A 14,578-nucleotide genomic window follows, 5' to 3' on the forward strand; every position below is an offset into this window, starting at 1 on the left:
CACCGGCGCCCCCGCCGGCACGAGCCTAACCCCGGAAAATTCCAGCATCGGCTGGCCTAGTTTCGGGGAGCACTTCACCAACCGCCCGAACGAACTCAGATCTGGATAAAACTTGGGGGCAAGGTCAGACCTTCTCGACGAGAAGCAGGGCGAACGTTTCGCTGTCCATAGTCCGCTCTGATCTTGGCCTTGCCATGTTGATACTCGGAAGCGTGGCAGCTTGAGGGATGGTCTCGGCTGCAGGGGCCCCTTCCTGTTTGGAACATCCGCACGACTCCGGCTGGTAAGATCGTGCGAATATGCCGGCGCCGAGTACTGGCAGGGGGTGTCCAGCGCGCAAATCGAGGGCGCGTCGGAAGCATTGAGCGGAGTCTGTGCCTGCCGCGGGTATCCAATTCTCTCACCCGGCTATCGATGGCATAGAGCTCGCCGATCTGGCGCAGGGCTTCTGGTGTCGCGGGAGATGCGGTGGCTTCGGCGACATCGTAGAACTTGCGTCGCGAGTGGCTCCAACAAGCTGCGAGCGTGATGCCCTCTTTGTCGGCCAGCTGCTCGAAGCCAGCATATCCGTCGACATGCAGGATGCCCTTGAAGGCAGCAAGATGTGCGACCGGTCGTTCGGCTTTGCGGTCCGGCGCGAACAGATAGATGGCCGCCGGAGGCTCGGGTCCGCTCCACGGCCGTTGTTCGCGCGCGTTCACCCAGAGCCGTCCCGTCTTGGTTCGTCCGCGGCCTGGATCAAGCACCGGAATCGGCGTGTCATCGGCAAAGAGATGGTTGGAGGCGAACACATTCTTGCACAGCCGCTTGTGCAAGGCCTCGAGCCACCAGCACGCGCCGCCAATCCACTCCGCGAGCGTCGAGCGGCAGAGATCGGCGCCCTGACGGTCGAAGATCTGCGACTGCCAATAGAGTGGAAGATGGTCGCAGTATTTACTGATCAGCACGTGCGCGAGCAGCCCAGGGGTCGCCAAGCCACCGGCAATCGATCGTTCCGGTGCGCCAGCTTGCACCACGGTGTTGCAGGAGGCTTGGCAGGCGTATCTACGACAGGTCGTGCGCACCACGCGAAGCTGCGGGGTATCCAATCCAGCATCTCTGACGCTCTCGTCAATCAGATGAAGAGCACCGCCGCAGCAGCCGCAGACCCGGTCTTGTACGTCAAGCAGAACGTCTTCGCGTGGCAGATGATCGGGCAGCGGACGGCGTCGCGGCGAAGAGTTGGCTTCCGGTGTGATCTTCTGTTGCGCTTCCTCGACGCGCCCGATGTCGCTGTCGAGATCCTCCAAACCGAGTGCAAGCTGGTCGGGATCGATGCGCTCGGAGCTGCGGCCGAACTGCATTCGCTGCAGCTGTTTGATGATGGACTTGAGCCGCCGGATCTCAGTATCGCGGTGATCGACGGCGGCCGCGATGCCGCGCACCAGGCGCTGCAGAAGCTCAGGATCGGAGGGGAGATTGGTGAGATCGAGCTGCATGTCCAATGGTACTCGAACACACTGATTCGTAGAAGAATCGCAACTCAGTTCAGCACGACATTTTGCAGATCATCCCGCAATTGCAGGCTTCCACACACGCTCTGGCGCGCGCCAGTCGATGCCTTCGATCAGCATCGCGAGCTGCGCCGGCGTGAGCGTGATCGAGCCATCATAGCCCGCCGTCACCGGCCATACGAAGCCACCCTGGTCGATGTGCTTGGTGAACAGACAAAGGCCGTTTCCGTCCCAGAACAGGACCTTCAGGATCGATGCCTTCTTCGCGGAAGGCAAACAGATGACCGGAGAACGGATCCTTCTTCAGTGTGTCCTGGACCAGCATTGCGAGCCCATCCATACCTTTGCGCATGTCGGTGTAGCCGAGCGCCAGGTGCATCTTCACGCCTGCAGGGACGAACATCATGATGCTGTGTCTCCGCTTTCGATCTGCGCTCGCACCGCATCCGGATCGCTGCCGGCGGGAGCGAAGACACGCCGTCCATCATGGAGATCGACGGCCATCATTCCGGTGGACGCACGAGATCGCGCAGGGCGCGTGCTGCGGGCAGGTCGTTGGGCAGCACGACACGGGCGAGCTTGGGGCGCTTCTTTTGCGCGATGCCGAACTGCGCGCGCCAGCAGAACAGCAGCCCGGTGACGATGCCGTGCTTGCGTGCGAGGGCAGAGACCTTGCGCCTGGTAGCTCGGTTTCCCTGGCGATCCCGAGCTTTTCCTCGCCGCTGAAGAAAGCGCCGAACCGGTGCCGGCGGCGCCGCCGGATCGCCGATTTCGGCGGCTGTCAAGCGGCGTTCGGGCTGTGAGTTCCTAGCACTAGTGCTAACGGCGGGACGGGCGGAGGGATGAAGACGGGCGCGCCAGTCGATCGTCACCTCGCCCGCGGCCAGTCGGTCGCGCCATTTGCGCAGCGCATGCGGCGAAAGCTGCATCGCCGAGGCATAGGCGCGGAGCTCCATTCCGCTCCAGTTCGGCGCCTCGACATGCATCGCCCAGAACGCCTGGGACGCTCGATCGCGTACATCCGAGGTGATCGTGAACCTGCGCTGCTTCTCCTTCGGAGCGCCTTTTCCCGCTCTTCCCGGGCGCGCTGGCGGCGCAATTCCGTCTGATATTTCTCGAGCTTAAGCGCAGTCTCGTTGCCGGCCAGCCGCTTCAGCCAACGCCGCAGAGTGTTCTCGGTCAGACGTTGTTGTTGGCAGTATTTGCGGATCCCGAGACCGCTGCGACGCCACGCTTCGATGTGCAGCGACCACCATTCGCGGCGCGCTCTGTTCTCGAAATGTTTGGATCCCACCGGAGATTCTCCACAGCAGCAGAGAACTCGAAATGGAACGACAACACACGAGGGGGAAGGCGTGCAGAGACCGGACGGTTACACCCGGCCGATTAAAGCGGCAAGATAAAAGCGGCTCGCCGGTCGAACAGCAAGTCATTGACATGGCTTGCGTTCAACCGTGCCGGTCGGTCGTCGTGCGTGCCGCGATTGAGACTTTTCGCAGCGAAGTCAAAGATCATTTCGGCACTGATCGTGCTATAGCGAACTCTGGCGAAAGACTCTAATCATTCCGCGCCAAGGGCAGAATTCGCTACGCTGTTTGCGCCGGCAGATGAAGTCCTATCGCGGCCGTCGTACCTAAGAGGCTAGGCTGACGCATTCCGTCCCGGGCTGGCGCGAGATCAGCCTTAGCCGATGCCTCGACCGCGCGTTAGGCGGTGGCGTTGTCGCCGTCTTCGGCCTGCTGTGTGGTTGCATCGACTGCCGATCCTTGTCGCTCCAGCCAGAAGCCAGGTGCCTGATACCAGACCCGCTCAGCCTCCGCGAATGGTGGAATGCCACGGTGGAGTACTTGGATCGGAACATCCATCATCAGCGAGTTCTCGAGGGCGCTCTTCAGCCGGCGGCTGGCGTCCTCATCGCGGCCGTTTGCGCAAGGATAAATGCTGACCCCGCCGATCGACGAGGCCTCGAAGGAGGCGCCCCGGCGGACCACGCGCAGCAGGAAGCCGGACCAATCTTCGCTGGTCAGCGGGAGCAGCAGCCGACCGTTGTCGGCGAGGCCATCCAGCCATTGCGGAGCGGGGTGCGTGCAGCCTGCGAACACGATCACGACGTCATGTTCGTTCGCGGTGGCATGGACATTTCGGCCGTCACCCGACATCACCTGGACCTGCGGCCAGCCCTTGAGGTTCGTGTGGGCTCGAACGGCGAGAGCCGGGTCGACTTCGACCGCCGTCACCCGCCCGGAGGGCCCGACGATTTCGGCGAGCACGGCCGAATAGTAGCCGCTGCCCGCTCCGATCTGCAGCACCCGTTCACCTCGGGTGATATCGAGGTACTCAAAATTGCGCGCCCAAAAGCTCGGCATCCCATTGTTGAGCTTCCGCCTCGGGTCGATCGAGACCAGGACGTCGTGATAGAGCCAACGCGGATCGTCGTCCGGGGTGATGAACGGCTCCCGGTAGGGGTGGGGTATGATCCACCAGGGACCTTTACCGACGAACGCCTCTCGCGGGACGGCGCCGAAGGCTTCGACGATGTGTGGGTTGCGCAGAATTGGTGTCTTGCAGCGTAGGTCCTCGGCATACCAGCGGCGGGCTTTCGCGATCTGATCCACGGTTCTCTCCCTTTCAGCATGGAGAGGATGCGGATCTCGGATCGGTAGCGCGGACAACGCCGAAAATTTTTCCCGAGGCTGTCCGCAACGGATCTGCTCGGCCGCATAATAGGGGTCATGGAACGATCGATTAGCACCCCTGGAGTTGGCTCGAACGCCGGTCGCACCGTCGCCGATGCAGCGGCGGCGATCGAGGCTTTGTCTGCGACCGATCTGGTGCGGCTGAAGTCTCTGGCGCAATTATGGAGCCGCGGCCTGCCCGCAGGGATCGGCTGGACCGACGTTCTGCATGAGGCCATCCTCCGCGTTCTCGACGGATCGCGGGTCTGGCCGCTGGGCGTGCCGATCCTGGCTTTCTTGTCCGGCGTCATGCGCAGCATCTGTGACGACTATTGGCGGCGAGTGCGGAGCGAGCAACGGTTACTGGTCAGTCGCGATGATCCCGGCCAATACGGCGTTCCGAACGATCCCGTTGACGAATTGGCCGATCCCGAACGCGTGGCTGTCGCGGTCGCAGGGCTCGCCGAGGTGTTTCGTCTGTTTGCAGGAGATCCGGCCGTGTTGCAGATCATCGACGGGCTGGCCAATGGCCTCACGGCCAGGGACATCTGCCGGGCGTATGGCATTTCGGATGTCGATTACGATACCGCGCGGCGGCGAATGCGGCGCGCGCTGCTCCGCCACCAACGGAATTGGAGCACGCCATGACACGCTGGCACCCCCACCTTGAACTCGCGCGCCTGCTCGAGGCGCTCAGTGATGATATCATTGCAACGACTGACGAAGAGCTGCGGGAGATCCAGGGACGTGCCCTCGCTGGCACGGCGCGGCAGGTCAGGCGTCTCGTCAAGGCGGCGCAAGCCGCCGATGGAGCGGGAACCGCAATTGGGAGCTCCAGCGACCTAGGGCTTGGTCCAAAGGCTGTTCCGTCACATCACAACCGGCACTGATCGGGTAGGAGAAGGCCTGGAAGGGTAGGGACGGCCGGTCCCCTGAGGCTCAATCGGCCAGATGCGGAGGCTGGTTTGAGGCCGGCTCGCCGTCTATGGCCAGCCTCATACGGGCAATCTTCAACACGGTGATGCTGTTCGTGTCCCTCGGCCCCACGCGGACTTGTCCGATCGTATAGCGGCGTAGCACGGCGATATGCGAGCCCGGAGTTGCGGTGGCACAATCGACCTATGTCGCCGCACGCCCATTTCCAGAGTGAGTTGCTCACGCCGACGAATGCGACGTCCGACAAGCTCCTGAACGAGGCGAGTACTCGTGCGAGCCTCGTATGCCATCCCTCAGGGCAGGTGGGGTGCCGTCGGGCGGTTGAAGTTTGCAACGATCTCTACGGGCACACCTGCACGGTTAGCCGCCGGTGACCATCGTCCGTTGCGAGCACAAGGCGCGGTTCACCATCGTCCCGAACGCGGTCTTCGCGGATTCCCGCCTTTCCGTCGAGGCGAAGGGTGTCCTCGGCTATCTCTTGTCGAGTCCCCACGAATGCCACGTCCGCCTCGATCACGTTGGGCGGCCCCTTCAGGTCGGCCGCAAGAAGCTTCAGCGCATTTTTCGAGAGTTGATCGCCTCTGGATACGTCACTCGCGAAGCGCAACGAATGGTGGACGGGCATCGGTTGGGTGAGATCGATTATATCGTCGGTGACGTGCCCGTGGTTGCTCACTCTGCTTGAACCAAGGAGCGCGACATCAATCGACGCACGTGAGGCCGGCACATCGAATCTGTGAATATCTCGGATCAAAACGATCAATTTTACGAATGGTCGGGGATCGCTCATCAATGACGCGATCGGTCGGGCGCGGGCGCGTCGCCATGAGGTCGGTCGGGGCAAGCTCGTTTCGTAGAAAACGCGCCGCCAAGGGGGGATTTATGACGAGAGGACTGCAGCGGTCCGCTTCCGTAGCGTTGATGTTGGCGGGGATGATCCAGGGCGCGTGGGCTGCCGAGAACGGCGCCACGAATTATCCGGCGGGCTCGCCCGGCGTGTTCATCGCCACGTTCCCGCCGATCCCGGGCCTGTTTGCGATCAGCCAGACCAGCTACACCAGCGCCAACGGCCTGTATGATGGGCAGGGCAACAAGCTGCCGATCAACTTCAAGCTCTCGGCCGTATCAGAGACGATGCGGTTTCTCGCCAGCTATCCCGGCGATTTTTTCGGCGCCCATGTCTATTCGCAGCTGGTCGTTCCGTTCGTGCACCTCGAAAGCACCAATCCCGGCGGATCGTTCCAGGCCAACGGCTTTGGAAACATCACGTTCTCGCCGATCATCCTGAGCTGGGCGCTGTCGCCCGCGCAGACCTTCACGATCGGGCTCGACCTCATGCCGAACACCGGCACCTATTCGGCACGCCAGCCGCTCAATGTCGGCACGAACTACACCACGATCTCGCCAGTCCTCGCATATCGCTATGCCGATCCCAAAGGCTTCGAGTTCGCCGTCTCGCCGCGTCTGCTGCTGAACAACGCCAATACCGACTCGGTCAACGCCTTCACGCAGCAGACCCAGCAGTACCGCAGCGGCGACGCGCTGGTGGTCGACTTCAACGCGGGCTACAATTTCGGCGCCTGGAAGCTCGGCGTCGTCGGCGGCTATACGCATCAGTACCAGGACGACAAGGTCAACGGCGTCAAGGCCTTCAACATGGCCGGCATACAGGACGGCAACCGGCTGCGGTCGATCAATGCCGGACCGTCGCTGACCTATAATGCGGGCGCCTTTCAGCTCAACCTCAACTACCAGCACACGTTCTACGTCGAGAACGGCAGCCGCGGCGATACGGTCTGGGCCAATCTGGCATTCCCGATCTGGGTGCCCGCGCCGCCGGCCGGAGCCGGGCCGGCCAAGCACTGACCAGGTACTGACTTGGCGCAGCACGAACCGTTGAGCGTCAGCGAAAAACGGCCGGCGCCCTGCGCCGGCCGTTCGTCATGAGCCCTTGGCCGGAGACGGCGGCCAAGGCAGCTCGGCAACGGCCTCGCGCATCAGGTTGCGCAGCCACAGCAGGCCGGTATCGTTGGAGCGATAGCGATGCCATTGCACGCGCTGTCTTAGGAACGGCAGCGCGATCGGCAGCTCGATAATGCGGATGGGAAGGCTGCGCTGGGCGGCGACGGCGAGCCGCCGGTGCACGGTGGCAAGCCGGTTGGTCCCGGCGACGAGATGCGGGATGGCGGTGAACGCGTAGACCGACACGTCCTCACGGCGGCTGCTGTTGCGCTGCTCCAGATAATAGGTTTCGAGCGATTGCGCCGCGATCGCCGGCCGCATCACCACGTGGGAGGCCTTCGCAAAATCCTGCCGCGACAGCTTGCCCTTGCCATACTTTCCCTTGCTCCACGCGATGACGCAGAAATCGTCCTCGAAGATCACCTCGGAAGGATGCAGCTTGGAGCTGAATTCCTCCGGAATGATCAGCAGGTCGACATCGCCGCGCTCCAGCGCGCGCTCCGGCCGCTGCACCTGCTGTATGAAGTCGAAGCGAATTCCGGGGGCAAGCGCCTCGCTGCGGGCCAGCAGCCGAGGGATCAGCGTCGCCAGCGTGTAGTCCGACGCCAGGATCTTGAAGCAGCGGTCGGACCGCGCCGGATCGAACTCGGCAGACGAGGCGATGGCCCAGTCGACGCGCACCAGAAGATCCCTGATCGAGTCCTTCAGCACTTCCGCCCGCGGGGTGAGCTCCATCTTGCGGCCGATCTTCACCAGCAGCTCGTCATCGAAATAGGTTCGCAGCCGCAGCAAGGCATTGCTCATCGCTGACTGCGTCATGTTCATGCGCGCCGCCGCGCCGCTGACACTGCGCAGGTGCAACAGATGGTCGAGCGCGACCAGCAGATTGAGGTCGAACTTGTTGTTGAAACGCATCGGCGGCCCCGCTCGAGGTATTCAAGAGATCAATGTGGTTGATGTTGATAATCAATTTTTCGAAATGGTCAAACCGGGCTATGCCAGACCTCGGGACGAAACGTCGAGGGGACGCGTGGCACGATCGCGCGTCGCGAGTGCATCATGTTCAAGTATTTTCCGACCAACTATGTCTGGAATCTCTCGGTCGATCTGGCGATCGAGATGGGCGCGCGGATCGGCGAGATCGAGGAGATGTGCGCGCCGCTGCAGGACGCGGCGCGGCAGCCCGATGCCAGCGGTACCCAGGCCTTCCGCGAGACCTGGGCGCGCATGGCCGACAAGCTCTGTGCGCTTGCGGCCGAGGACGAGGCGAAAGGGCGGCTGCTGTCGGCCGGCGAGAAATATGGCCGCGCAGCAAGTTATCTGATCACCTGCGAGCGTCTGCAGGCGCATGAGGCGCCGGGACGGCTGGCGCTGTACCGCAGATGTCTCGACGCCTTCGCCAAGGGCATTGCACTGGCGCGGGAGAACTGCGAGCGCGTCGAGATCCCCTATGAAGGCACCCACATCGCCGGCCTCCTGGTCCGCGCGGAAGGGCGCGAGGGGCCGGCGCCGCTGCTGGTGCAGGTCAACGGCCTGGATTCGACCAAGGAGATGAAATACCGCGTCGGCCTGCCGGCCTGGCTCGCCCGGCGGGGCGTGTCGTCGCTGGTGATCGACCAGCCCGGATCTGGCGAGGCGCTGCGGCTGCAGGGACTCACCGCGCGCTATGACAGCGAGCACTGGGCGTCCCGTGTGGTGGACTGGCTGGAGACCCGCAGCGACGTCGATCCCAGGCGCATCGGTCTCGAGGGCGTGTCGCTCGGTGGCTACTACTGCCCGCGCGCGGTGGCGTTCGAGCCGCGCTTCGCCTGCGGCGTCGCCTGGGGCGCCAATCACGATTGGCGCGACGTACAGAAGAAGCGTCTGCAGAAGGAAGGCGATTTCCCGGTCCCGCATTACTGGGCGCATGTGCGCTGGGTCTGGGGCGCCAAGGACCAGGACGATTTCATGAGGATCGCCGAGCAGGTTCACCTCGACGGCTTTCTCGACCGCATCAAGGTGCCGTTCCTGGTCACGCATGGCGAGAAGGACTCGCAGATCCCGTTGCATTGGGCGGAGCGCACCTATGAGCAGCTGGTCAATTCGCCCAAGCGCGAGCTGAAGATCTTCACCGCGCGTGAAGGCGGCGCCCAGCATGCGAGCTTCGACAACAGCATCAATGCTGGCCACTACATCGCGGACTGGGTCGCAGAGACGTTGAACGGACATGTCGCCTGAAGCAGCAGGTGGAGAGGAAAAATCATGAAGATTGTCGGTCTGGAGAGCCTGGTATTCGCGGTCGACGATGTACGCGGCGCGGCGCGCTTCCTCATCGATTACGGGCTTGCGCCCGTCGACGTCTCCGATCGCGGCGGCCGCTTCGAGGCGATCGACGGCACCGCCGTGGTGATCGCGCGGCAGGACGATCCGACGCTGCCGCCGGGGCCCGTGCCGGGCTGCCGTCTGCGCAGGACTGTGATGGGCGTCGCCGACGAGGCGACGTTGGGGGCGATCACCGCCGAGCTGCGACGCGACCGCGAGGTGCGCCGTCTCGCCGACGGCTCGATCGAGACGATCGACGATTCCGGCTTCGTGATCGGTTTTCAGCTGACGGCGCGGCGGCCGTTCGTGCTGGCCGGCGAGATCTCGAATGCGCCGGGCGGCGTTCTGTTCCGGCCGATCAACAGCCTCGGCGTGCCGTCGCCGGGCAGCGTGATCCGACCGCGCTCGCTGTCGCACGTGGTCTATTTCGTGCCCGACGTGGTGAAGGCCGAGGCGTTCTACGTCAACCGGCTCGGTTTCCGCTGCACCGACCGCTTCACCGGGACCGGGCCGTTCCTGCAGCCAGGTGGCTCGCTCGACCATCACACCCACTTTCTGATCGGCGCGCCGCCGCACATGCACGGCGTGGAGCACTTCACGTTCCACTTCGGCGGTCCCTCGGAAATGATCACCAACGGCTATCGCTTCGTCGAGAAGGGCTATCAGGCGTTCTGGGGACCCGGCCGTCACATCCTAGGCTCGAACTGGTTCTGGTACTTCAACAGCCCGTTCGGCTGCCACATCGAGATGGATGCCGACATGGACCAGCACGATGCGAGCTGGCAGCCGCGCGAGGCCACGGCCTCCGCCGACAATTCGCAGGCCTTCCTGCTGAAGATGCGCAAGAAATGGTACCCCGGCCCCGGAATTCCCGAAAATGGCGACTACGCGTGAGGCCGGGCCGCACTGGCTCCGGCTGTGCCGCGCCGACGAGATCGGCGAGGCGCAGTCGCGCGGCTTCGACCCCGACGATGACGGGCAGGACAGCCTGTTCGTCGTGCGATGGCAGGGGCAGCTGCATGGCTGGCGCAACGCCTGTCCGCATGTCGACGGCGCGCCAATGGCTTGGCGGCGGGATGCGTATCTCAACGCCGAGGGCACGCGGATCGTCTGTCACGCGCACGGCGCCGAGTTCATGCCCGACACCGGCCTGTGCGTACAGGGGCCGTGCCGTGGCGAGCAGCTGAGCCGGATCGAGCTCGTCGTCGCCGACGACGAGCTGTTCGTCAAATCATAACACGCCCGCAAGGGCGGATTGCAGAGGGAGGAGGGCACCATGGCAGTGGTGAGCAGGGTGCTGACGGTCGGTGGCGGGTTTTCCGGCATGGCCGCGTCGATCCAGATGCGCAAGGCGGGCATCGACGTCGATCTCGTCGAGGTCGATGCCAATTGGCGGCCGGAGGGCGCCGGCATCACGGTCAGCGGGCCGACCTTGCGCGCGCTCGAAACCATCGGCGTTTTCGCGGAGTTCGCGCGGCGCGGCTACACGGCCGATGGCGTCGATCTGGTGACGCCATCGGGGCATCGGATCGGCGAGATTCCGACACCGAAGGCCGTAGGATCGGATGTGCCCGGCGGCGGCGGAATCATGCGGCCCGAACTCGGGCGCATCCTCGCCGATGCGACGCGCGCCGCCGGCGTTCACGTGCGGGTCGGATGCACCTACACGCAGATCACGCAGCACGACAGCGAGGTCGAGGTCGAGTTCGCTGACGGGACGACGGGCCGCTACGATCTCGTGGTGGCCGCCGACGGCGTGCATTCGAAGACGCGGGCGCTACTGTTTCCCGAGGTCAAGCCGCCGCAATATATCGGCCAGGTGGTCTGGCGCGCCGTGCTGCCGCGACCGGCCGACATTGTGCGTCCGCGGATGTGGCTGGGCGGCGCGGTCAAGGCCGGCGTCAACCCGGTGTCGCCGAGCCACATGTACATGTTCGTAACGGAGGCGCGCCCCGAAAAGCTCCAGGCCGAGCGCGCGTCCTGGCCGCAGCTGGTCGCGGACCTGCTGGCGCCGTTCAGCGATCCCGTGCTGGTGGCGCTGCGGGCGCATCTGTTCGCGCCCGACGCCGCGATCGACTACCGGCCGCTCTCCAACCTCTTGGTGCCGGCGCCGTGGTATCGCGGCCGCGTCATCCTGATCGGCGACACCGTGGCCGCGACCACGCCGCATCTCGCCTCCGGTGCGGGCATCGGCATCGAGAGCGCCATCGTGCTGGCCGAGGAACTTGCACGGGCGGCGACCCTGCAGGAGGCGTTCGACCGCTTCCATGCGCGCCGCTGGGAGCGCTGCCGCATGGTGATCGAGAACTCCGCGCAGCTCTGCCGCATCGAGATGGAGAATGGCGACAAAGCCGAGCACGCCAGGATCATGCGCGAGTCGATCATCGGACTGACGCAGCCGATCTGAGCCGACAACAACATCAACGACAAACATCATCAAGCGGAGGAAGCAATGACGGTGACGACGGAGACGTGGCGCGGACGCATCGCGCTGATGGTCGCGCATTGCGCCGGGATGGTTGATCTCGTCGCACTGCCGGTCTGGGTGGGCGCGCTGATCGAGCGCTACAGGTTCAGCCCGCAGCAGGCAGGACTGCTGGCCACGTTGTTCCTGCTGGGCGCCGTGCTCAGCAGCCTGTTCTTTGCACCTCGCTTCAACCGGATGAACGCCCGCCTGGCGGCGGCTGCGGGATACGCCGCGGCCGCGCTGATGTTCCTGGCCGCGAGCCGGACCTCGGAGTTCTTGCTGCTTGCGATGCTGCACGCGCTGGCCGGCGCAACGGCCGCCTGCGGGCTGAGTTTCACCCACGGTACCATTGCACGCAGCGCCAACCCGCACCGGCTGTTCGCCATCGTCGGAATGGCGCTCGGTGTGTCTGCAATTCTGTTCCTCGGGGGGACGCCCAATCTCGTGGCGAGCTTCGGCGGATCCGCGCTGTTCGTGGTGTTCGCCGGCGTGATGGCGGTCGCGGCGCTGGCGGCGGCGCTGTCCTTTCCCAAGGGCGTCGTGCGCAGCGACGAGGACCTCATCGCCGAGGTCAGCCACCTGCCGCGCGCCGTTTGGTTCGGCATTGCCGGCGTCAGCTGCATGGCGCTGACCCAGGCGATGCTGTTCAGCTTCATCGAGCGCATCGGGGCTGATCGCGGCTTCGGCGCGGAGGCGGTCACGGGCGTGCTGATCGCGCTCGGCTTCGTCAACCTGCTGCCGGCGCCGCTCGCCGCCGTTCTGGAGCGGCGGCTGCCGGCGCGCCACGTGCTGCTGGCGGGCCCGGTCTGCCAGGCGCTGATCGCCGTGATGGTCACCTTCGGCTCCGGCTTCATCGCCTATGCCGTTCCGACCGCGATGTTTGCCGCAGTGATGATCTTCACCCACACCTTTGCGTTCGGTCTGCTGTCGCGCCTCGACCCCACCGCGCGGGCGCTCGCCGGCACGCCGGCGATGCTGATGATCGGCGCCGCGATCGGCCCCATTCTCGGCGGCACCTTGGTGCAGCTGTTCGGCTATCCCGCGCTCGGGCTCGGCGCCGTCATCATCTCCTCCATCGCCGTCCTGTTGTTCTCGCGCGTGTTCGCCGCGCGCGGCGCAGCGCCGGCCGCCTCGCTCGAAATCGCCTGACCAGGAGACCGCCACATGACTCTTCCGCAGATCCGCCGCGTCGTCACCGGACATGATCAGCAGGGCGCCGCCATCATCTCGTCCGACGGGCCCTTGCCGACCGTCTCCGAGCTGGCGGCCATCCCCGGCACCTTCTTTCACGAGATCTGGAGCACGCAGGCGACGCCGGCGCTCATCGACAATAGTCCCGATCCGACGACCGGACCGCTGCGGCTGCCGCCACCGCCCAATGGCAGCCGTATCCGGTTCGTCGACATCCCGCCGGACACCGAGGATTTTCTCCGCAACGGCGCGACGCGGATGAAAGCGGCGTTCAGCCAGATCGGCGACCCGCATGCCTCGACGGTGACGACGGAATCGCCGCATCCGCTGATGCATCGCACCGAGACCATCGACTACGGCATCGTCATCTCCGGCGAGGTCACGCTGGTGCTCGACAAGGGCACCGCCGATCTCAAGGCCGGCGATGTCGTGATCCAGCGCGGCACCAATCACGCCTGGGCCAATCGCAGTGACAGACCGTGCCGGATGCTGTTCATCCTGGTCGACGGCAAATTCGGTCCCGAAGCCAATCCGACCAGGGACAGCTGATGAAGCTCGCAACCTATCAGAACGGCAGCCCCGATGGCGGCCTCGTCATCGTCTCCAGGGATCAGGCGCGTGCGGTCGACGCGAGCACCGTCGCGCCCGATCTTCTGACGGCACTGCGGAACTGGCCGCAGGCCGAGCCGGCGCTGCGGCGGCTCGCTGAGAGCCTCGACGACGGATCCGCCGCCGGCGCGGTCGAGTTCGATCCCGCGCGATGCCTCGCACCGCTGCCGCGCGCGCCGCAATGGTTGGACGGCTCGGCCTTCCTCAATCACGGACGGCTGATGGACGTTGCCTTCAACAAGCCGCCGATCCCCGATTTCGACACCATCCCGGTGATGTACCAGGGCGCCAGCGATGACTTCCTCGGGCCGCACGCAGACGTCCCATTCGTGACGGAAGCGGATGGCATCGACTTCGAGGGCGAGTTCGGCGTCGTCGTCGATGACGTCCCGATGGCCGTCTCGGCCGATGCAGCCGCACAGCGCATCCGGCTGCTGGTCCAGATCAACGATTGGAGCCTGCGCGCGGTCGGCGCGCGCGAGGTTCGTACCGGCTTCGGCTTCCTACAGGCCAAGCCCTCGACGAGCTTCGCGCCGATCGCGGTGACGCCTGACGAGGTCGGCGAGGCCTGGCGCAACGGCCGGCTCGACTTGGCCCTCCATGTCCACCGCAATGGCGAGCGGATCGGCGCGGCGTCGGGCCGCGAGATGGCGTTCTCGTTTCCCCAACTGATCGCCCACGCCGCGCGGACGCGCCGATTGACCGCCGGCACGATCATCGGCTCGGGCACGGTTTCAAACACCGATCGCGCTGCCGGATCGAGCTGCCTTGCCGAGGCCAGGGCGATTGAGATGATCGCGCACGGCGAGGCGTGGACGCCGTTCCTGCGCTTCGGTGACGAGGTGACGATGCAGGCCTGCTTCGCCGATGGCCGGCCGGGTCCGTTCGGGCGCATCGCGCAGCGCGTGGTTCGTGCGGCTGGCACCGATCGGCCGGATTGAACG

Annotated in this window: 15 protein-coding genes and 1 pseudogene; 10 read left to right on the forward strand and 6 right to left on the reverse strand. The window is 64.9% G+C overall.

Going from position 1 to position 14,578, the window contains the following annotated elements:
- Nucleotides 1-95 precede the first annotated feature (95 nt).
- The 5 genes and pseudogenes from tnpC to QX126_RS28780 all read right to left on the reverse strand — a co-directional run bounded on the left by tnpC (nucleotide 96) and on the right by QX126_RS28780 (nucleotide 4,108).
- On the reverse strand, nucleotides 96-1,478 hold the full coding sequence (gene tnpC / locus QX126_RS28765; protein WP_315785417.1) for an IS66 family transposase: 1,383 nt from the start codon (nucleotides 1,476-1,478) through the stop codon (nucleotides 96-98).
- 69 nt (nucleotides 1,479-1,547) lie between these two features.
- Nucleotides 1,548-1,899: pseudogene (tnpB, locus tag QX126_RS28770) on the reverse strand (IS66 family insertion sequence element accessory protein TnpB).
- A 97-nt stretch (nucleotides 1,900-1,996) separates the two neighbouring features.
- A complete protein-coding gene (locus tag QX126_RS28775; RefSeq protein ID WP_315785418.1) occupies nucleotides 1,997-2,479 on the reverse strand; it encodes an IS66 family insertion sequence element accessory protein TnpB in 483 nt (160 codons plus the stop codon).
- A complete protein-coding gene (gene tnpA / locus QX126_RS33620) occupies nucleotides 2,362-2,787 on the reverse strand; it encodes an IS66 family insertion sequence element accessory protein TnpA (protein ID WP_409999130.1) in 426 nt (141 codons plus the stop codon). Before tnpA ends, QX126_RS28775 begins: the two co-directional genes overlap by 118 nt.
- A gap of 412 nt (nucleotides 2,788-3,199) precedes the next feature.
- Complete coding sequence (locus tag QX126_RS28780; RefSeq protein WP_315785420.1) at nucleotides 3,200-4,108, reverse strand: protein-L-isoaspartate O-methyltransferase family protein; 909 nt, start codon at nucleotides 4,106-4,108, stop codon at nucleotides 3,200-3,202.
- Nucleotides 4,109-4,306: 198 nt separating this feature from the next.
- On the opposite strand from QX126_RS28780, the gene QX126_RS28785 reads away from it, so the two are divergent.
- From QX126_RS28785 to QX126_RS28795, 3 genes are all read left to right on the forward strand, one after another.
- A complete protein-coding gene (locus QX126_RS28785; protein WP_315785422.1) occupies nucleotides 4,307-4,816 on the forward strand; it encodes a sigma-70 family RNA polymerase sigma factor in 510 nt (169 codons plus the stop codon).
- A 658-nt stretch (nucleotides 4,817-5,474) separates the two neighbouring features.
- Nucleotides 5,475-5,789, forward strand: a complete 315-nt coding sequence (locus QX126_RS28790; RefSeq protein ID WP_315785424.1) for a hypothetical protein — start codon at nucleotides 5,475-5,477, stop codon at nucleotides 5,787-5,789.
- Between the two features lie 197 nt (nucleotides 5,790-5,986).
- On the forward strand, nucleotides 5,987-6,970 hold the full coding sequence (locus QX126_RS28795; protein ID WP_315785426.1) for a transporter: 984 nt from the start codon (nucleotides 5,987-5,989) through the stop codon (nucleotides 6,968-6,970).
- A gap of 75 nt (nucleotides 6,971-7,045) precedes the next feature.
- Here the strand turns inward: QX126_RS28795 and QX126_RS28800 are convergent, their stop codons facing one another.
- On the reverse strand, nucleotides 7,046-7,981 hold the full coding sequence (locus tag QX126_RS28800) for a LysR family transcriptional regulator (RefSeq protein WP_315785427.1): 936 nt from the start codon (nucleotides 7,979-7,981) through the stop codon (nucleotides 7,046-7,048).
- A gap of 144 nt (nucleotides 7,982-8,125) precedes the next feature.
- Between QX126_RS28800 and QX126_RS28805 the strand changes: the two genes are divergently transcribed.
- Genes QX126_RS28805 through QX126_RS28835 form a run of 7 tightly spaced genes read left to right on the forward strand, consistent with a single transcriptional unit; the run spans nucleotide 8,126 to nucleotide 14,575 of the window.
- Complete coding sequence (locus QX126_RS28805; RefSeq protein ID WP_315785432.1) at nucleotides 8,126-9,283, forward strand: alpha/beta hydrolase family protein; 1,158 nt, start codon at nucleotides 8,126-8,128, stop codon at nucleotides 9,281-9,283.
- Nucleotides 9,284-9,307: 24 nt separating this feature from the next.
- The gene (locus tag QX126_RS28810) at nucleotides 9,308-10,261 is read left to right on the forward strand and encodes a VOC family protein (protein ID WP_315785434.1); all 954 of its coding nucleotides are present in this window, start codon (nucleotides 9,308-9,310) and stop codon (nucleotides 10,259-10,261) included.
- Nucleotides 10,245-10,604 (forward strand): Rieske (2Fe-2S) protein, encoded by a 360-nt coding sequence (locus QX126_RS28815; protein WP_315785436.1) that lies wholly within the window; start codon nucleotides 10,245-10,247, stop codon nucleotides 10,602-10,604. Before QX126_RS28810 ends, QX126_RS28815 begins: the two co-directional genes overlap by 17 nt.
- Before the next feature lie 39 nt (nucleotides 10,605-10,643).
- Nucleotides 10,644-11,774 carry an FAD-dependent oxidoreductase gene (locus QX126_RS28820; protein WP_315785438.1) on the forward strand — a complete coding sequence of 377 codons (1,131 nt, stop codon included), beginning with the start codon at nucleotides 10,644-10,646 and terminating at the stop codon, nucleotides 11,772-11,774.
- Between the two features lie 51 nt (nucleotides 11,775-11,825).
- Complete coding sequence (locus tag QX126_RS28825) at nucleotides 11,826-12,983, forward strand: MFS transporter (RefSeq protein ID WP_315785598.1); 1,158 nt, start codon at nucleotides 11,826-11,828, stop codon at nucleotides 12,981-12,983.
- A 15-nt stretch (nucleotides 12,984-12,998) separates the two neighbouring features.
- Nucleotides 12,999-13,574, forward strand: a complete 576-nt coding sequence (locus tag QX126_RS28830) for a cupin domain-containing protein (protein ID WP_315785439.1) — start codon at nucleotides 12,999-13,001, stop codon at nucleotides 13,572-13,574.
- Nucleotides 13,574-14,575 carry a fumarylacetoacetate hydrolase family protein gene (locus tag QX126_RS28835; RefSeq protein WP_315785441.1) on the forward strand — a complete coding sequence of 334 codons (1,002 nt, stop codon included), beginning with the start codon at nucleotides 13,574-13,576 and terminating at the stop codon, nucleotides 14,573-14,575. Before QX126_RS28830 ends, QX126_RS28835 begins: the two co-directional genes overlap by 1 nt.
- Nucleotides 14,576-14,578: the final 3 nt, after the last annotated feature.

Origin of the sequence: Bradyrhizobium sp. SZCCHNPS1003, from assembly GCF_032381555.1 — a bacterium.
GTDB lineage: Bacteria > Pseudomonadota > Alphaproteobacteria > Rhizobiales > Xanthobacteraceae > Bradyrhizobium.

Excerpts from the sequence above, each read along its gene's own strand:
- tnpC (WP_315785417.1), bottom strand. The coding sequence starts at position 1,478 with ATGCAGCTCGATCTCACCAATCTCCCCTCCGATCCTGAGCTTCTGCAG.
- QX126_RS28775 (WP_315785418.1), bottom strand. The coding sequence starts at position 2,479 with ATGCATGTCGAGGCGCCGAACTGGAGCGGAATGGAGCTCCGCGCCTAT.
- QX126_RS28795 (WP_315785426.1), top strand. The coding sequence starts at position 5,987 with ATGACGAGAGGACTGCAGCGGTCCGCTTCCGTAGCGTTGATGTTGGCG.
- QX126_RS28800 (WP_315785427.1), bottom strand. The coding sequence starts at position 7,981 with ATGCGTTTCAACAACAAGTTCGACCTCAATCTGCTGGTCGCGCTCGAC.
- QX126_RS28805 (WP_315785432.1), top strand. The coding sequence starts at position 8,126 with ATGTTCAAGTATTTTCCGACCAACTATGTCTGGAATCTCTCGGTCGAT.
- QX126_RS28810 (WP_315785434.1), top strand. The coding sequence starts at position 9,308 with ATGAAGATTGTCGGTCTGGAGAGCCTGGTATTCGCGGTCGACGATGTA.
- QX126_RS28815 (WP_315785436.1), top strand. The coding sequence starts at position 10,245 with ATGGCGACTACGCGTGAGGCCGGGCCGCACTGGCTCCGGCTGTGCCGC.
- QX126_RS28820 (WP_315785438.1), top strand. The coding sequence starts at position 10,644 with ATGGCAGTGGTGAGCAGGGTGCTGACGGTCGGTGGCGGGTTTTCCGGC.
- QX126_RS28830 (WP_315785439.1), top strand. The coding sequence starts at position 12,999 with ATGACTCTTCCGCAGATCCGCCGCGTCGTCACCGGACATGATCAGCAG.
- QX126_RS28835 (WP_315785441.1), top strand. The coding sequence starts at position 13,574 with ATGAAGCTCGCAACCTATCAGAACGGCAGCCCCGATGGCGGCCTCGTC.